This is a genomic window from Sporosarcina sp. FSL W8-0480, from assembly GCF_037963765.1.
Classification (GTDB): Bacteria; Bacillota; Bacilli; order Bacillales_A; family Planococcaceae; genus Sporosarcina.
On record NZ_CP150166.1, the window covers coordinates 1,827,348 to 1,843,769 of the forward strand.

The 16,422-nt window shown below is 42.8% G+C and carries 13 protein-coding genes; all 13 read left to right on the forward strand.

Translation table 11 applies throughout. The features are described 5' to 3' along the window. Positions 1-196: 196 nt before the first annotated feature. A complete protein-coding gene (locus NSQ43_RS09525; RefSeq protein WP_339249629.1) occupies positions 197-556 on the forward strand; it encodes an Asp23/Gls24 family envelope stress response protein in 360 nt (119 codons plus the stop codon). A 20-nt stretch (positions 557-576) separates the two neighbouring features. Beyond that, positions 577-2,235: a DAK2 domain-containing protein gene (locus NSQ43_RS09530; RefSeq protein WP_339249630.1), complete on the forward strand. Its 1,659-nt coding sequence runs from the start codon at positions 577-579 to the stop codon at positions 2,233-2,235. A gap of 104 nt (positions 2,236-2,339) precedes the next feature. Next, positions 2,340-3,002, forward strand: a complete 663-nt coding sequence (sdaAB, locus tag NSQ43_RS09535; RefSeq protein WP_301243043.1) for an L-serine ammonia-lyase, iron-sulfur-dependent subunit beta — start codon at positions 2,340-2,342, stop codon at positions 3,000-3,002. Positions 3,003-3,016: 14 nt separating this feature from the next. Continuing rightward, the gene (gene sdaAA, locus NSQ43_RS09540; protein WP_339249632.1) at positions 3,017-3,925 is read left to right on the forward strand and encodes an L-serine ammonia-lyase, iron-sulfur-dependent, subunit alpha; all 909 of its coding nucleotides are present in this window, start codon (positions 3,017-3,019) and stop codon (positions 3,923-3,925) included. Beyond that, positions 3,906-5,954 (forward strand): ATP-dependent DNA helicase RecG, encoded by a 2,049-nt coding sequence (gene recG, locus NSQ43_RS09545; RefSeq protein WP_339249634.1) that lies wholly within the window; start codon positions 3,906-3,908, stop codon positions 5,952-5,954. The genes sdaAA and recG overlap by 20 nt, the downstream gene beginning before the upstream one ends. 1,201 nt (positions 5,955-7,155) lie before the next feature. Next, entirely contained in the window at positions 7,156-7,740 is a 585-nt protein-coding gene (gene fapR / locus NSQ43_RS09550; RefSeq protein ID WP_339249636.1) for a transcription factor FapR, read from the forward strand. Further along, complete coding sequence (plsX, locus tag NSQ43_RS09555; protein WP_339249638.1) at positions 7,737-8,729, forward strand: phosphate acyltransferase PlsX; 993 nt, start codon at positions 7,737-7,739, stop codon at positions 8,727-8,729. Before fapR ends, plsX begins: the two co-directional genes overlap by 4 nt. After that, positions 8,726-9,661: an ACP S-malonyltransferase gene (gene fabD, locus NSQ43_RS09560; RefSeq protein ID WP_339249640.1), complete on the forward strand. Its 936-nt coding sequence runs from the start codon at positions 8,726-8,728 to the stop codon at positions 9,659-9,661. The genes plsX and fabD overlap by 4 nt, the downstream gene beginning before the upstream one ends. 1 nt (position 9,662) lies before the next feature. Next, positions 9,663-10,409 carry a 3-oxoacyl-[acyl-carrier-protein] reductase gene (fabG, locus tag NSQ43_RS09565; RefSeq protein WP_339249642.1) on the forward strand — a complete coding sequence of 249 codons (747 nt, stop codon included), beginning with the start codon at positions 9,663-9,665 and terminating at the stop codon, positions 10,407-10,409. Between the two features lie 198 nt (positions 10,410-10,607). Next, positions 10,608-10,850: an acyl carrier protein gene (locus NSQ43_RS09570; RefSeq protein WP_317965028.1), complete on the forward strand. Its 243-nt coding sequence runs from the start codon at positions 10,608-10,610 to the stop codon at positions 10,848-10,850. A 189-nt stretch (positions 10,851-11,039) separates the two neighbouring features. After that, positions 11,040-11,801: a ribonuclease III gene (gene rnc / locus NSQ43_RS09575; RefSeq protein ID WP_339254856.1), complete on the forward strand. Its 762-nt coding sequence runs from the start codon at positions 11,040-11,042 to the stop codon at positions 11,799-11,801. A 2-nt stretch (positions 11,802-11,803) separates the two neighbouring features. Then, positions 11,804-15,361, forward strand: coding sequence for a chromosome segregation protein SMC (gene smc, locus NSQ43_RS09580; RefSeq protein WP_339249644.1), 3,558 nt, complete (start codon positions 11,804-11,806; stop codon positions 15,359-15,361). 24 nt (positions 15,362-15,385) lie between these two features. Continuing rightward, positions 15,386-16,375: a signal recognition particle-docking protein FtsY gene (gene ftsY / locus NSQ43_RS09585; protein ID WP_339249646.1), complete on the forward strand. Its 990-nt coding sequence runs from the start codon at positions 15,386-15,388 to the stop codon at positions 16,373-16,375. Positions 16,376-16,422 lie beyond the last annotated feature (47 nt).

A 16,422-nucleotide genomic window follows, 5' to 3' on the forward strand; every position in this document is an offset into this window, starting at 1 on the left:
GATTAAGCGATTCACTATCTAATTCGCATACCATAATACTTTATCACAGGAAATAATGGCTTGCAACCTTTTTTATGGGTACTTTCAAGGGAAACTCCTTTACAGATTTTTTGTGTGCGGTTACTTCTTCTTTAATAATATGTTGGTGTATAGTACAATAGGGGAAGCTATAAAGGATGCAGGAGGGGAAGCTATCATGTCAATTGAGTTGAAAAACGATTACGGTAAAATAGATATTACGAATGACGTCATTGCCCAAGTGGTTGGAGAGGCGGCAATCGAATGCTACGGAATTGTCGGCATGGCTTCACGTCATCAGATCCGGGATGGGCTTACAGACATCCTTGGAAAAGAGAATTATGCAAAAGGAGTCATCGTGAGAACAATTGGTGATGAAACACATATCGATATGTATGTCATCGTCGGTTACGGCACAAAAATCTCCGAGGTTGCGTACCAAGTGCAATCCAAAGTGATGTATACATTAAAAAAGACATTATCGTTAACAGTGGATTCAGTGAATATTTTTGTTCAAGGAGTTCGGGTGACGAGTTGATAGAAGGAGGAAAACTTTCAATGAAGTTTATTGATGGTGTGAAATTTGCTGATATGGTGAAGATAGGTGCTCATCATCTTCATCAAAATGCAGACTATGTCGATTCTTTAAACGTATTTCCAGTACCCGATGGTGATACAGGAACGAACATGAACTTATCGATGACCTCGGGTGCAAAGGAAATCGCTGCCCATGCATCTGTTCACTTAGGGAAAACGGCACAAGCTTTATCTAAAGGTCTTCTAATGGGAGCGCGCGGGAATTCAGGCGTCATTCTATCTCAATTGTTCCGTGGTTTCGGGAAAGCGGTAGAAGAGGAAGAAAAGCTTGATAGTGTCAAATTCGCAGGAGCACTGGATTATGGTGTTCAAACAGCCTATAAAGCGGTCATGAAGCCGGTGGAAGGGACTATCTTAACGGTTGCGAAAGATGCTGCGAAAAAAGGCGTTGAAGTGGCTAAAACGACTGGTGATATCATCAAGGTAATGGAAGCGATTGTTGAAGAATCAAAAGCTTCATTGAAAAGGACTCCGGATCTTCTTCCTGTTTTGAAAGAAGTCGGTGTCGTAGATAGCGGTGGACAAGGCCTTGTCTATGTATATGAAGGCTTTTTGGCATGTTTAAAAGGGGAAGCGCTTCCGGAACGAACTGCTATTGAATCAATGGACGATCTTGTCAATGCCGAGCATCATCGCGGTGTTCAAGGTTTCATGAACACTGAGGATATTGAATTCGGTTATTGTACGGAATTCATGGTGAAATTTGAAGACGACAAAGTGAAGAAAAATCCATTTAACGAAGGCGACTTCAGACAGAATCTCAGCGAACTTGGTGATTCTTTACTTGTCATCTCTGATGAGGAAATCGCGAAAGTACATATCCATACGGAGGAGCCAGGCGATGCTCTGAATTACGCACAACGATACGGTTCACTCATTAACATTAAGATTGAAAATATGAGACAACAGCATATCGATATCGTTGGGGAAGGCCATTCAACGATGAAGGAAGAAAAGGCTGTTCACCCTTATGCGATCGTAACAGTTGCGATGGGGTCCGGAATCGCCGAGTTGCTGAAAAGTATTGGAGCATCCGCGGTAATCGAAGGCGGTCAGACAATGAATCCTTCAACTGAGGATATTGTCAAAGCGATTAAAGACGTCGGAGCGGAACGTGTAATCATCCTACCGAATAATAAAAACATCATTATGGCCGCAAAACAGGCAGCAGATGTAATCGGTATAGAGGCTGCCGTAGTGGAAACGAAATCGGTTCCTGAAGGTTTATCCGCAATTCTTGCATTTAATCCTGAAATCGGTGTAAATGAAAACGAAAAAGCAATGTCTAAGGCTGCTGCAGCCGTCAAGACGGGACAAGTCACTTATTCAATCCGCGACACATCGATTGACGGTGTAGACATTAAAAAAGATGATTTCATGGGTCTTGCAGGAAGTAAAATTGTGATTTCCAAACCTTCTTTGGATGATGTTATTAAAACATTACTATCTTCTTTAATCGATGAAGACGATGAAATCGTTACAATCATCTATGGTGAAGATGTGACTGAAGAAGAAGCGAACGAAATTGCGAGCTATGTTGAAGAGAATTTTGACCATACGGAAGTTGAACTCTATAATGGAAAACAACCATTGTATCCATATATTCTCTCTGTGGAGTAAAAAGAAAATGACGGTATGCTCTTAACGAGCGTGCCGTCTTTTCTATTTTGACATTATCATGTAAAATGAATTCATGCTTGTCTTTTAACTAGGGGGTATTTTAAATGAAATACAGATCTGTTTTTGAAATAATCGGTCCCGTCATGATAGGACCTTCATCTTCACATACCGCTGGCGCAGCCCGTATTGGCCGCGTAGCAAGAGATTTGTTCGGAAGACAACCGGAATGGGCGAAAATTTATCTCTATGGTTCTTTTGCAGAAACATATAAGGGCCATGGAACTGATGTTGCAATCATCGGTGGATTATTAGATTATGATACCTTCGATGAAAGGATTAAAACGTCTTTTGAAGATGCGGCGGCACTTGGGATGACATTTGAATTCATTCCTGAGGAAGAGGAAGCCGAGCATCCGAATACGGCGAAAATTGTAATTGGGGATAGCCAAGGTGAGATGGAGCTCGTCGGTATTTCAATCGGTGGGGGAACAATGGAAGTGACGGAGCTAAATGGTTTCCCACTTCGTCTATCAGGCCATTTTCCGGCGCTTCTTGTTGTACATGATGACCGTGCAGGTGTCATTGCAAACGTTTCCAATGCAATTGCTTCTCAAGGCATGAATATTGCCCATATGGAAGTGGGCCGGAAAGAAAAAGGGAAAATGGCACTTATGGTCATCGAGGTCGACCAAATGTTTGATGAAACATTATTAGATGAATTGAAATCCTTGCCGAATGTCACTCAAGTATCGACATTGGCAAACTAAGGAGGAATAGATAAATGGAAGTACTATTCAGTTCGGTAAAAGAACTTGTTACTTTGGCAGAGACACAAAACAAACCTATTTCTGAAATCATGATAGAGCAGGAAATGTTGATAACGAAGCGGTCACGTGAAGAGATTATCGCTCAGATGGATAATAATCTTACGGTGATGGAAAGTGCTGTAGAGCAAGGACTTCAAGGAGTAAAATCGACTTCTGGGTTGACAGGTGGGGATGCAGTCCTCATTCAAAATTACATCAAGACTGGAAAATCCCTATCTGGTGACCTTATTTTAGACGCGGTCAGCAAAGCTGTTGCGACGAATGAAGTCAATGCGGCAATGGGAATGATTTGTGCAACTCCAACAGCTGGGGCTGCGGGCATTGTGCCAGGAACGCTTTTTGCGGTGAAAGAGAAGTTGAATCCTACAAGGGAGCAAATGGTGAACTATCTATTCACTTCAGGCGCTTTTGGTTTTGTCGTTGCCAATAATGCGTCTATTTCGGGAGCAGCAGGCGGATGTCAGGCGGAAACTGGGTCCGCGGCTTCAATGGCTGCTGCAGCGATTGTAGAAATGGCTGGCGGAACACCTCAACAAAGTGCAGAGGCATTCTCAATCGTAATGAAAAACATGCTTGGACTTGTTTGTGATCCTGTTGCTGGTTTGGTTGAAGTACCATGTGTGAAACGGAATGCAATGGGAGCAGCGAAAGCGTTAGTCGGAGCAGATATGGCACTTGCTGGAGTCGTCAGCAGAATCCCTACCGATGAAGTAATTGAAGCGATGCATAGAATCGGACAAACGATGCCGTCAGCTTTAAGAGAGACTGCGAAGGGCGGTCTTGCTGCTACACCTACCGGCAAATGGCTTGAGGCTAAGATATTCGGGAAGGATCGAGCGGTCAATGACACCGTCAATTCATGACGCGGTCACATCGCTGAATGGTGTAGGGAAGGCATCTGCTGAACGGCTCGAAAAATTAGGGATTGAAACGATAGGGGATTTAATCAATACATTTCCCTACCGACATGAAGATTTTAGATTGAAAGATTTGGCAGATACACCGCATAATGAACGGGTTACGATTGAAGGAAGGGTCGAAAGCGAGCCTTCCGTTCTTTTTTTAGGGAAAAACCGTTCACGCTTGCAAATAAGACTCCTTGCAGGTCCACATCTTGTCAAAGCGGTATTCTTCAATCAGCATTATTTAAAAGAACGACTATCTATTGGAATGGTTGTAACTGTGACAGGCAAATGGGATCGCGGCAGGCAAGTGATTAATGTAAGTAACTTCAGCGAGGGACCAAAAACGGACCATGCGGATTTTGAGCCTGTATACAGTTTGAAAAATGTTATGCATCAAAAGACATTCCGGAAATATATGAGAAGTGCTCTTGACTTATGTGTTAGTGAAATGGAGGAAGTATTACCGGCTTCCATCAGAGATTCCTATATGCTGCCATCCGTCAGTGAAGCATTGGAAATGGTTCATTTCCCGAAATCGCCGAATGATGTAAAACAAGCAAGAAGAAGATTCGTCTATGAGGAATTGCTTAAATTCCAATTGAAGATGATCGGGATGAAGAAAATACGGAAGGATGCTGAAAAAGGGACAGTCATCCACTATGATATAGACCGTTTGAAAGCATTTATTTCTTCATTGCCGTTCGAGTTAACCGGTGCACAAAAGAGAGTTGTCAATGAACTATGTGCAGAATTGAAAAGCTCAAGCCGGATGAATCGCCTTCTACAAGGGGATGTTGGATCCGGGAAGACTGTCGTTGCAGCGATTGCTCTATATGCCGCCATCACCGCAGGCTTCCAAGGCGCATTGATGGCCCCAACCGAAATCCTTGCTGAACAGCATGCCAATTCACTTTCTTCCTGGCTTGAGCCATTTGGAGTACGAGTCGCGTTTCTTTCAGGTTCCACAAAGGGGAAGGCAAGAAGACATATTTTGGAGAATTTAGCGAACGGGGAAATCGATCTTTTGATTGGTACCCATGCCCTTATTCAGCCGGATGTCAGTTTCTCCAAATTGGGTCTTGTCATTACGGACGAGCAGCATCGTTTCGGTGTCGAGCAACGCCGTGTCCTTAGGGAAAAAGGGCTGAATCCGGATGTGCTCTTCATGACAGCCACCCCTATCCCAAGAACTTTGGCGATCACGGCATTCGGTGAAATGGACCTTTCAATTTTGGATGAAATGCCCGCCGGGCGTAAACAAATCGAAACGTATTGGTTGAAAGAAGAGTCATTACTGCCCGTTTTAAGGAAGATGGAGAAAGAATTGCATGCAGGTCGCCAAGCTTATGTAATTTGTCCGCTCATAGAGGAATCGGACAAGCTTGATGTACAAAATGCAGTCGATGTCCATGCACAGCTTACCCAACATTTTGCCGGACGTTATACGGTCGGTCTCATGCACGGAAGACTTCATCCTGATGAGAAAGATGCGATCATGAGGGACTTCAGCGATGGGAAAATCAACTGCCTCGTATCAACAACTGTCGTCGAAGTCGGCGTGAACGTTCCGAATGCGACATTCATGCTCATTTACGATGCTACTCGTTTCGGATTAGCGCAACTTCACCAATTACGAGGAAGGGTCGGCAGGGGGGCCGATCAATCATACTGTGTCCTTCTTGCCGATCCGAAAAACGAGGAAGGAAAAGAACGAATGCAATCGATGACGGAAACGAACGACGGTTTCCTCCTCGCAGAAAAAGACCTCGAACTAAGAGGAGCGGGCGATTTCTTCGGTAAAAAGCAAAGCGGAATGCCTGAATTCAAGATGGCCGATCTCGTCCACGACTACCGCGCACTCGAAACCGCCCGTCAAGATGCTGAGAAAATGCTCTCATCCGACAGCTTCTGGACCTCTTCGGAATATAAAATTCTAAGAGAAGACTTGGAACAATCCGGTGCGCTTTCCCAAGAGCGGATGGATTGAATGAATAGATGTATTTTGAGTGTGAGTTTCTAATACGAATTTAAAAATGGAGCTGTCCAGGTAATCATCTGGACAGCTGTTTTTGTTCAGCGCTGCGTAAATGAGAAGTTTTTATTGATGAAGGAGAACTCTTTGCGAGAGAAGGAGAACTAATTAAGGAGAAAGGAGAACTCTTGACCTGGGTATGAGAATTTATCGTGGTAAAAGGAGAACTCCGAATGCCTAAACGAGAACTCCGAGCGAATTACCGAGAACTTTACTATGAAATTGGACAGCCGTTATACTAAAAAGTAAATATGAATAAGTGCAGCCATCAATAAATGGTTGCACTTATTTGAAAATGGAAGAGAATAAGATGCTGAAAGAATATAAACATGGATTTACAATACGGAAATCAGATAAAAAAAGAGAAATGACATATTATCAAAGTTTAATATTACATATGAACCAAAAGAATATACTTTTGATGATTCATTGAACTACGACTTAGACTTATTAAGCACCACGCCGAATATTGTTGAGCTTAATAAGGCATTAGAAGAAGTTATACCCTCTGTAAGCATTTTCACAATGGCAGACTTCACTTGAAGGACATTTCAGCAACCGTTCCCTTGACAGGGCGGATGTTTTTTATTTAGAGGGGGGCAAAACGTGAGTTCTTAATTTCCTTTTCATCATACGAAGTTCTGCGCTTCAATTATTAGACGTTGCATTTGAAAAAGAAAAACTGGCGCGAGTATATTCATTCGAACAACCCAGCCGCCGCAGGACTTCTCAGCAAAATGGGATATGATGAAAAAGAAAGGGTATCGATCAAATTGCGAAGGAAATGTTGAGTAAAGGGATGCTGATAGAGCTGATTGTCGAGGTGACAAGTCTTTCAATGGAAGCGATTGGCGAACTAAACGAAGAGTTGTAAAAAAGAGTGCCGGAAGCTGCTTCCAGGCACTTTTAATTAATAGGACTTTTATTTTTTTCTTCCGTTTTAATCGTTTTGATTTATCTAATGAAATAATAATGTTTGTAGAGTCCTAGTAAAACGATAATGATTTGAACAATGAGGATATCAATCATAAATAAAGAAAACACAATAATGATAAGGCGATTTTCTTTTACATACCCATTTTTTGTAGAAATCAATGTTGAACTATGATAATATACTGGTATTAGTACCAAGTGCTAATCCGGAAGGGTGAAACAATTGAGAGTGCCAAAAAGGGAGAGGCAGCGCCAGCTTGAGATGAGCCTCGAACAAAATCCTTTTCTGACAGATGAAGAATTGTCCAAGCAATTTAAAGTAAGCGTCCAGACGATTCGCTTAGATCGATTGGAATGTGGAATTCCGGAATTACGTGAACGATTGAAAACGGTAGCGGCACGAACGATGGATGCCGAGGTGAAATCCCTTCAATCCGATGAAGTCATCGGTGAAATCGTTGACATCGAGCTGGACAAACGGGCAATTTCCATATTCGATGTAACTGACGATCATGTCTTCCGAAGAAGCGGAATAGCTCGGGGCCATCATTTATTTGCGCAGGCAAACTCATTAGCCGTTGCAGTATTAGATGATGATCTTGCGTTGACAGTCACATCGACACTCAATTTTTTAAAGCCTGTTAGATCGGGTGATCGTGTAATTGCACGTGCTACTGTGGATAAAAATCGTTCAAATGAGAAAAGGACATTTGTCGATGTCGTTTCTACAGTTGAAAACGAAACAGTTTTCTCGGGTGAATTCCAGATGTACCAGACTACGAACCACAGTAGGAGTGAAGTAAAATGATTATTGCATTAGACGGAATGGGCGGAGACAACGCACCGGGTGAAATCATCGCAGGCGCTCTCCAAAGTCTAAATGAATTTGAAGATATACATATACATATTTATGGAAATGAAGAAGTGATGGCTCCGTATTTAAAAGAACATGATAGGTTAAAAGTGTTCCATTGTTCGGAGAAGATTGAACCAGATGATGAACCCGTTCGAGCTATCAGAAAGAAAAAAGATGCATCAATGGTGAGAATGGCACAAGCAGTAAAGGATGGAGAGGCCGATGCATGCGTTTCGGCCGGAAACACCGGTGCGCTTATGGCAGCGGGTCTATTCGTTGTTGGTCGTATAAAAGGTATTGACCGTCCTGCATTGTCACCAACACTTCCTACAATAGACGGTCAAGGTTTCGTCTTTTTGGATCTTGGCGCTAATGCCGATGCTAAACCGGTCCATTTACAGCAATACGGGATTATGGGCAGCATTTATGCCGAAAAAGTCCGTGGCATTCAAAAACCACGTGTCGGACTATTGAATATTGGTACCGAAGAAGGCAAAGGAAATGAATTGACGAAAGCCGCATTCGATCTACTTGCCGAGGCGCCGATTAATTTTGTCGGTAATGTGGAATCAAGGGATTTATTAAGTGGAGTGGCAGACGTCGTTGTTACAGACGGTTTTACAGGAAATATGGTGCTGAAGACCATCGAGGGCACAGCCGGCAGCTTCTTCACGATGTTGAAGGAAGTTTACAGCGCTTCATTGAAATCAAAACTGTCCGCTGCAATGGTCAAGGATGGCTTGCGGGGATTAAAAAAGAAGATGGATTACACGGAGTATGGGGGAGCGGGTCTTTTCGGCTTGAATTCTCCTGTCATTAAGGCACATGGTTCGTCCAATGCTAATGCCGTTTTAAATGCAATTAGACAAGCAAGAACAATGGTTAAATACGATGTCTGTGGAACAATTGGAAGGACAGTTGGAAAGGTGGAGGCGGAATGACGAAAATAGCGTTTATTTTCCCGGGTCAAGGTTCACAATCCGTAGGAATGGGAGAAGAGCTTTTCAACAGTGGTGGAAATTTCCTTGAACGCGCTGATGAAGTATTGCAATTCGGTTTAAGTAAGTTGATTACAGAAGGACCTCAAGAGGAGCTGACATTAACGTATAATGCGCAGCCCGCACTTTTGACAGTAGGAGCAATGATCGCTTCGAAGCTTGTTGAAGGCGGCATTACACCTGACTATACGGCAGGACACAGTCTTGGTGAATATACGGCACTTGTTGCTTCAGGAGTTCTATCATTCGAAGATGGAGTTTCAGTTGTCCATCAACGCGGACTCTTCATGAATGATGCGGTTCCTGCTGGTGAAGGTGCAATGGCAGCCATTCTTGGACTTGACGGAGAGAAACTTCAAGAGGTGACAGAAACCATAACAGCAGAAGGAACGCCTGTTCAACCTGCCAACCTAAATTGCCCAGGGCAAATTGTCATTTCTGGCACAAAAGCTGGCGTTGAAAAAGCTTGTGTGGAACTAAAAGAAGCAGGAGCGAAAAGAGCGATCCCACTAGATGTGAGTGGACCATTCCATTCTTCTCTTATGAAGCCTGCAGCAGAACGTTTGAAAAATGCTTTGGATGAAGTTGAGATGAAAGACGCTTCTATCCCGGTCGTAGCGAATGTAAATGCAGAAACTGTTTCTGATCGTGAAGAAATCAAGCAGTTGTTAGTCGAACAACTTTATTCTCCAGTTCGGTGGGAAGATTCTGTCCGTGAACTGATCAACCTTGGAGTTACGCATTTCATCGAATGTGGTCCAGGAAAAGTACTTAGTGGCCTTGTAAAGAAAATCGATCGATCTGTTACAGTGCTACCAGTCTATGACGAAGAGACATTTCAGGCAGTCATCGATGCAGCGAAAGGGTGGGATTAAGATGGGAAGATTTGAAGGAAAAACGGCGATTGTCACTGGTGCTTCAAGAGGAATCGGCCGTGAGATTGCTATATTATTAGGCCGCGAAGGAGCTCGAGTGGCCGTCAATTACAGTGGTAGCCGAGAGAAAGCCGAAGAAGTCGTCCAACTGATCAAGGATTCGGGTAGCGATGCATTTGCAATCCAAGCGAACGTTTCAGATGCTGATCAAGTGAAACAAATGATTGACGCAACAATGGAAAACTTCGGTTCAATCGACTTCCTCGTTAACAATGCTGGCATCACAAGAGACAACCTCTTAATGCGCATGAAAGAGGACGAATGGGATGATGTAATTGACATCAACTTGAAAGGTGTCTTCCTTTGCACAAAGGCTGTCACTCGCCAAATGATGAAACAACGTGCAGGGAAAATCGTCAACCTCGCATCAATCGTCGGAGTAATCGGCAATCCAGGACAAGCGAACTATGTTGCAGCAAAAGCAGGCGTCATTGGTTTAACAAAGACAACAGCAAGAGAATTGGCAACCCGCAATATCACTGTCAACGCTGTAGCTCCAGGTTTTATAACAACCGACATGACAGACTCTCTTCCTGAAGAAGTAAAAGAGCAAATGTTAGGCTCCATTCCTTTAGGCAAACTAGGCTCAGCCGAAGACGTAGCTGGAGCTGTAGCTTTCCTATTATCCAACGATGCAAACTATATAACAGGACAAACTATTCATGTTGACGGTGGTATGGTAATGTAATAACCTGTACAGGTTAAACTAATGTTTTGTACCTGGAACTTCCGTTGCTCGAAGTGGAAGGCGGTGACTCCTGCGGGAATAGCATGAGCTGAAGACCCCGCAACGAAGCGAAGCGTAGTGAGGAGGCTGAAGCCATGCCCGCGGAAAGCGTCCGCCTGCAACGCAGAGCAACTTTTGCTGATTTTCCATTGAGGGGAGGTGAATGTTTTGTCAGTACTTGAACGCGTAACGAAAGTAGTTGTCGACCGTCTTGGTGTCGATGAAAGCGAAGTAAAACCTGAAGCTTCTTTCAAAGACGATCTTGGCGCAGACTCTTTGGATGTCGTTGAGCTTGTTATGGAATTAGAAGATGAATTCGATATGGAAATTTCCGACGACGATGCTGAAAAGATCGGAACAGTCGGTGACGCTGTTAAATATATCGAAGAAAAAGTAAACTAATTTACTTTATTCGTAAAACCGAAAAAATGGGCTCATTAATACTTCAACTAATATGAATGAATTACCATCGAGATGCTTTCTTCCTTTCTTAAACCAAGAAAAGGAACGGAAGTATCTCTTTTCGGTTTTGCATGTAAGGCACGAACCATGTAAAATTAAGAGAACTACGAAGTGAAAGGCAGAATCGCGATGAACAATAAACAGAAATACAAATATGCCTCCTCGCTACTTCCAGTCGAAGTGAGAAGAAAATTTAAAGGGCTCCAAGATCGACTTTCCATCCAATTTAAAGATGAGTCACTCCTTTATAACGCATTTACACATTCTTCCTATGTAAATGAACATCGTCGTAAAAATTTCTCGGACAACGAAAGACTTGAATTCTTAGGCGATGCTGTATTGGAGTTAGGCGTTTCCCGTTTTCTTTTTGCCACCGAACCGGATATGAGCGAAGGCGAGCTGACAAAACTTAGAGCGGCAATTGTCTGTGAGCCCTCACTGGTGAAATTCTCAAATGAACTTGATTTCGGGGACTTTATCTTATTAGGCAAAGGGGAAGAACAAACAGGTGGTAGAACGCGTCCAGCCTTGTTAGCTGACGTTTTTGAAGCGTTCATCGGGGCATTATTTTTAGATCAAGGAATGGAATCAGTGACTACATTCCTGGAACAAGTAGTTTTTCCGAAAATTGGAGACGGTGCTTTTTCGCATGTGATGGATTATAAGAGTCGCCTACAGGAGATTGTTCAACAAACCAATCATGGCAACCTGAATTACGAGATTGTTGAAGAGAAGGGTCCTGCGCATGCGAAAAAGTTTGTCACCGTCGTTAGATTGGAAAATCGTGAATTAGGGACAGGTATTGGAAGGTCGAAAAAAGAAGCCGAGCAGGATGCGGCCCGTCAAGCCATTCAAGTATTAAAAGGCATTGAGGCCGAAGGAGAGAACTGATTGTGTTTCTAAAAAGAGTAGAGATTATAGGATTTAAATCATTCGCCGAGCGGATTGGGATTGATTTTGTACCGGGCGTCACCGCTATCGTCGGACCGAATGGCAGTGGGAAAAGCAATATCACTGATGCAATCCGTTGGGTGCTTGGTGAACAATCGGCAAAATCCCTTCGGGGTGCGAAAATGGAAGATGTCATTTTTGCGGGTAGTGATTCAAGGAAGCCGCTGAATTATGCGGAAGTTACGTTGATCCTTGATAACACAAACGGCCTTTTTCCGCTGGATTACACGGAAATTAGTGTAAGCCGACGCGTTTTTCGCTCGGGTGAAAGTAATTATTTATTGAACGGTCAGCAATGCAGACTAAAAGATATTAACGATGTCTTCATGGATTCAGGTTTGGGAAAAGAAGCTTTTTCAATCATTTCCCAAGGCCGGGTAGATGAAATTCTGAATAGCCGTCCGGAAGACAGAAGGAGTATTTTTGACGAAGCTGCAGGTGTTTTGAAGTATAAGACAAGGAAGCGGAAAGCTGAACATAAGCTCTTTGAAACTGAAGATAATTTAGATCGTGTTCTTGATATATTAAAAGAACTCGATAATCGAATTGGGCCACTTGAAAAAAATGCGAAGGCAGCCGAAAAACACGGGGTTTTGTCCTCGGAAATCAGGGAAGCTGATGTCCGTCTCCTGAATTTTGATGGTGCGATTTTACGGGATGAAATTATTACGAAGACAAAATCACTGGAAGAGAAACGAGTCCAACGTGAAGGTTTTGAAAAAGAAATCGCAAATGCCGAGCAACAGTCCAATTTATTAAAATCCCAATTGGCGGAAACGGATCGGAAAATTGAAATGCTCCAAAAACAATTGGTTGAAATAAGCGCCGAAACCGAGAGATGGGAAGGACGCCGACTATTAACTCTCGAAAAACAAAGGAACACAAAAGAACATATCAACCGCATAAACAATGAATTAGGGATTGCTCAAAAGGATAAAGAAGATATCATCGTTAAGATAGCTGCGATGAATGAGAAAATGGAAATTACTTCTTCAGATTTAAATAAGATACAAATTGAAATGAATGAGATTTCCCAAATTCTGAAAAGATCCGTTAAAGAAACCGAAGAAGAAATCAATGAGCTGAAATCGTCTTATATCGATCTTTTAAATGAAGAAGCGACAGTGAGAAACGATTTGAAACATATCGATGAACGTTTGCAGGGGGAGAAGTCCTCTGCGGAAAGAATTGTTGAACAAACAACAGTCTTAAATCGTAAACTTAATGAGTTGATCGAAAAACGATCAGATCTATTGACCATTAAAGCTTCATTGAATGAAAAAATAGCTCAAGCTGAAGCTGCATACAACAATTCTAATGGACTTTTACAGGAATCTGAAAATGATTTGAGAAACCAACAGCAATTCATGCAAACTGCAATGAACAAGCAATCTGAAATGCAAGGAAGATTGCGTGCACTTAAAAGTTTGGAGGCTGACTTTTCAGGTTTCTATTCCGGCGTTAGGGCAGTGTTAGTCGCAAATAAAGAAGGTCAATTACCCGGAGTGGATGGGGCAGTCGCGGAACTTATCAGTGTAGATGATCCGTACATCAAAGCTGTTGAGACTGCTTTAGGTGGTGCCATGCAGCATATCGTAACGGCATCCGAAGCTGAAGCACGAAATGCTATTGGTTATTTGAAAAAGAAAAATGCGGGTCGTGCAACATTCTTACCTCGAGACGTTATAAAATCGAGAAAAATTGCACCTGCATCTATTCGTATTGTTGAGAGGCACCCTGAATTCATTGGAACAGCAGATCAACTTGTGAAAACAGAACCTGTATTTACAGCCATCATTGAAAATCTTTTAGGCATGACGTTAGTCGCGAAGACATTATCAGGTGCATCGGCCATTGCAAAAACATTAGGATACAAGTTTAGGATAGTTACCCTTGACGGGGATGTGGTCAACGCTGGTGGTTCCCTGACAGGTGGTGGTGCAAAGGGACAATCAACTGTGTTTTCACGGAAAGCTGAATTGGAAGCACTAATTTCACAGCTTGAAAGAATGGAAGCTTCCATAAAAACTGCAACGATAAAAATGGGCGAATCCAAAATGACAGTTGCGCAGCATATGCACGATGCTGAAAAATTCCGCAAACAGTTAGAGGGTATCCGTGAAGAAATGTCTTCAATCGATTCTAATATTCGAGAACTGGATGTTGAAGTCAGAACAATCGAATCAGAAATTTTCATTGCTGAAAAAGGAAGGGCTGGTTCGGAAAATCTTGGTTCCGAGTTAACAAAGCGAAAAACCGAATTGATTGAAAAACATATCTCGATTAAAACTTCACTTGAGTCGACACAAAAGGAAGTAGAAACATTAGAGCGGTTGGCCTCCGATAGACGGAACGAAGAAGCTGCTCTCATAGCAAGAAATGGAGAACTACGGGAAAAGGCCGCAATATTTCGGGAGCAAAAAGGACATCAGCAGTCCTTGATGGAAGAAATGAACAGGACGCTTGCCCAATTAGATCAAAGAATCTCTACCCTTGTTGCTGAGCAACTTCTTTATTCTGAGGATGAAAATGGCATCGAACTGTCACCGGAAGAGATATCTTCACGAATAGAGAAATCCACAATGGAAAAAGCGACGATTGAACAAACATTGTCGAATGAAAGGACAACAAGGAATCGACTTTCAGACGGCTTAAAACAGCAAGAGGATTCATTGAAAAGTTTGCGTACCGAGGAAAATAAAGCTGTTTCTGCATTTAATGAAATAAATGTGGCCGTTTCACGTCTTGAAGTAAAATATGAATCTATCACAAACCGGTTATTGGATGAGTATGGGCTGTACCCTGACTTTGATTACGGTGAAGATTTTAATGTGGAAATGACAAGGAATCGTGTTGAGCAACTAAAGAGTGAACTGGATTCGATAGGTTCAGTGAACCCAGGTGCTATTCAAGAGTTCCAGGAAGTATCTGAACGTCATGCATTTTTAACAGAGCAACGGAATGATCTTTTGGAGGCCAAAAATACGTTAAACGCAGCAATGTCAGAAATGGATCAAGAAATGGAAATGCGATTCGGTACAACATTTAATGCAGTTAGAAATCGGTTCCATTCTGTATTCAAGGAGATGTTCGGTGGAGGGGATGCGGATTTGATCCTTACGCAACCAGATAACTTGCTGGAAACGGGAGTTGAAATCGTTGCAAGACCCCCTGGTAAGAAGCTTCAGAACCTTAGTCTTTTATCGGGAGGAGAACGTGCCCTTACTGCGATTACTTTACTGTTTTCCATCATCGAAGTGCGTCCAGTCCCGTTCTGTATTTTGGACGAAGTTGAAGCGGCACTCGACGAAGCAAATGTCATCCGTTACAGTAAGTACTTGAAGAAGTTCTCTAACAATACTCAATTCATCGTTATCACCCATCGAAAGGGTACAATGGAAGGTGCGGATGTCCTTTACGGTGTGACAATGCAGGAATCTGGCGTCTCAAAATTGATTTCAGTACAATTGTCTGAAGTGCCTGCCGAAATAGTAGGGTAGACAAGTTGAAAAGGAGAGAGTGGATTGTCATTTTTTAAGAAACTGAAAGAGAAGATTACTGGAACAAACGAAGCTGTAACAGAGAAATTCAAAGATGGGCTTACGAAGACCCGTGATTCATTCACATCTAAAGTCAATGATCTTGTAGCCCGCTTCCGTGAAGTGGACGAGGAGTTTTTTGAAGAGTTAGAGGAACTTTTATTGCAAGCTGACGTTGGCGTTGAAACAGTGATGGAACTTGTTGATCAGCTAAGATGGGAAGTTAAACGTAAAAACATTAAAACTACAGATGGTATTCAATCGGTCATTTCCGAAAAGTTGGTGGAAATCTACAAAGCTGGCGAGGAACTTGATACTGAGCTGAATATGCAAGATGAGTTGACAGTTATCTTAATGGTCGGTGTCAACGGAGTCGGGAAAACAACAACGATCGGTAAACTTGCAGCCCGTCTGAAAGAAGAAGGAAAAACAGTAATGCTTGCGGCGGGGGACACATTCCGTGCCGGCGCGATTGACCAACTTGTAGTTTGGGGCGAACGGGTCGGTGTGGAAGTAATCCGTCAATCGGAAGGATCTGACCCAGCGGCAGTCATGTATGATGCAATTCGTGCGGCGAAAAATCGTAAGGTAGATGTCCTCATATGTGACACGGCCGGCCGTTTGCAAAACAAAGTGAACTTGATGAATGAATTGGAAAAAGTTCACCGGGTGATCGGTAAGGAGATTGAAGGAGCACCGCATGAAGTCCTGCTTGCGCTCGATGCAACGACTGGACAAAATGCTTTGATTCAAGCGCAGACTTTTAAAGAAGCAACTAATGTAACTGGTATCGTTTTAACGAAGTTGGACGGTACAGCCAAGGGTGGGATCGTTTTGGCGATTCGCAATAAGCTGAATATCCCTGTTAAATTCGTAGGACTTGGTGAGGGAATGGATGATTTACAACCATTCGATCCTGAGAAATATGTATATGGACTTTTCGCAGAAGGATTGGAAAAAGAAGCGGAGGAATAAGTGTACAATCTCCTTCCGCTTATACTTTATCAAGTAAATTCACTTGA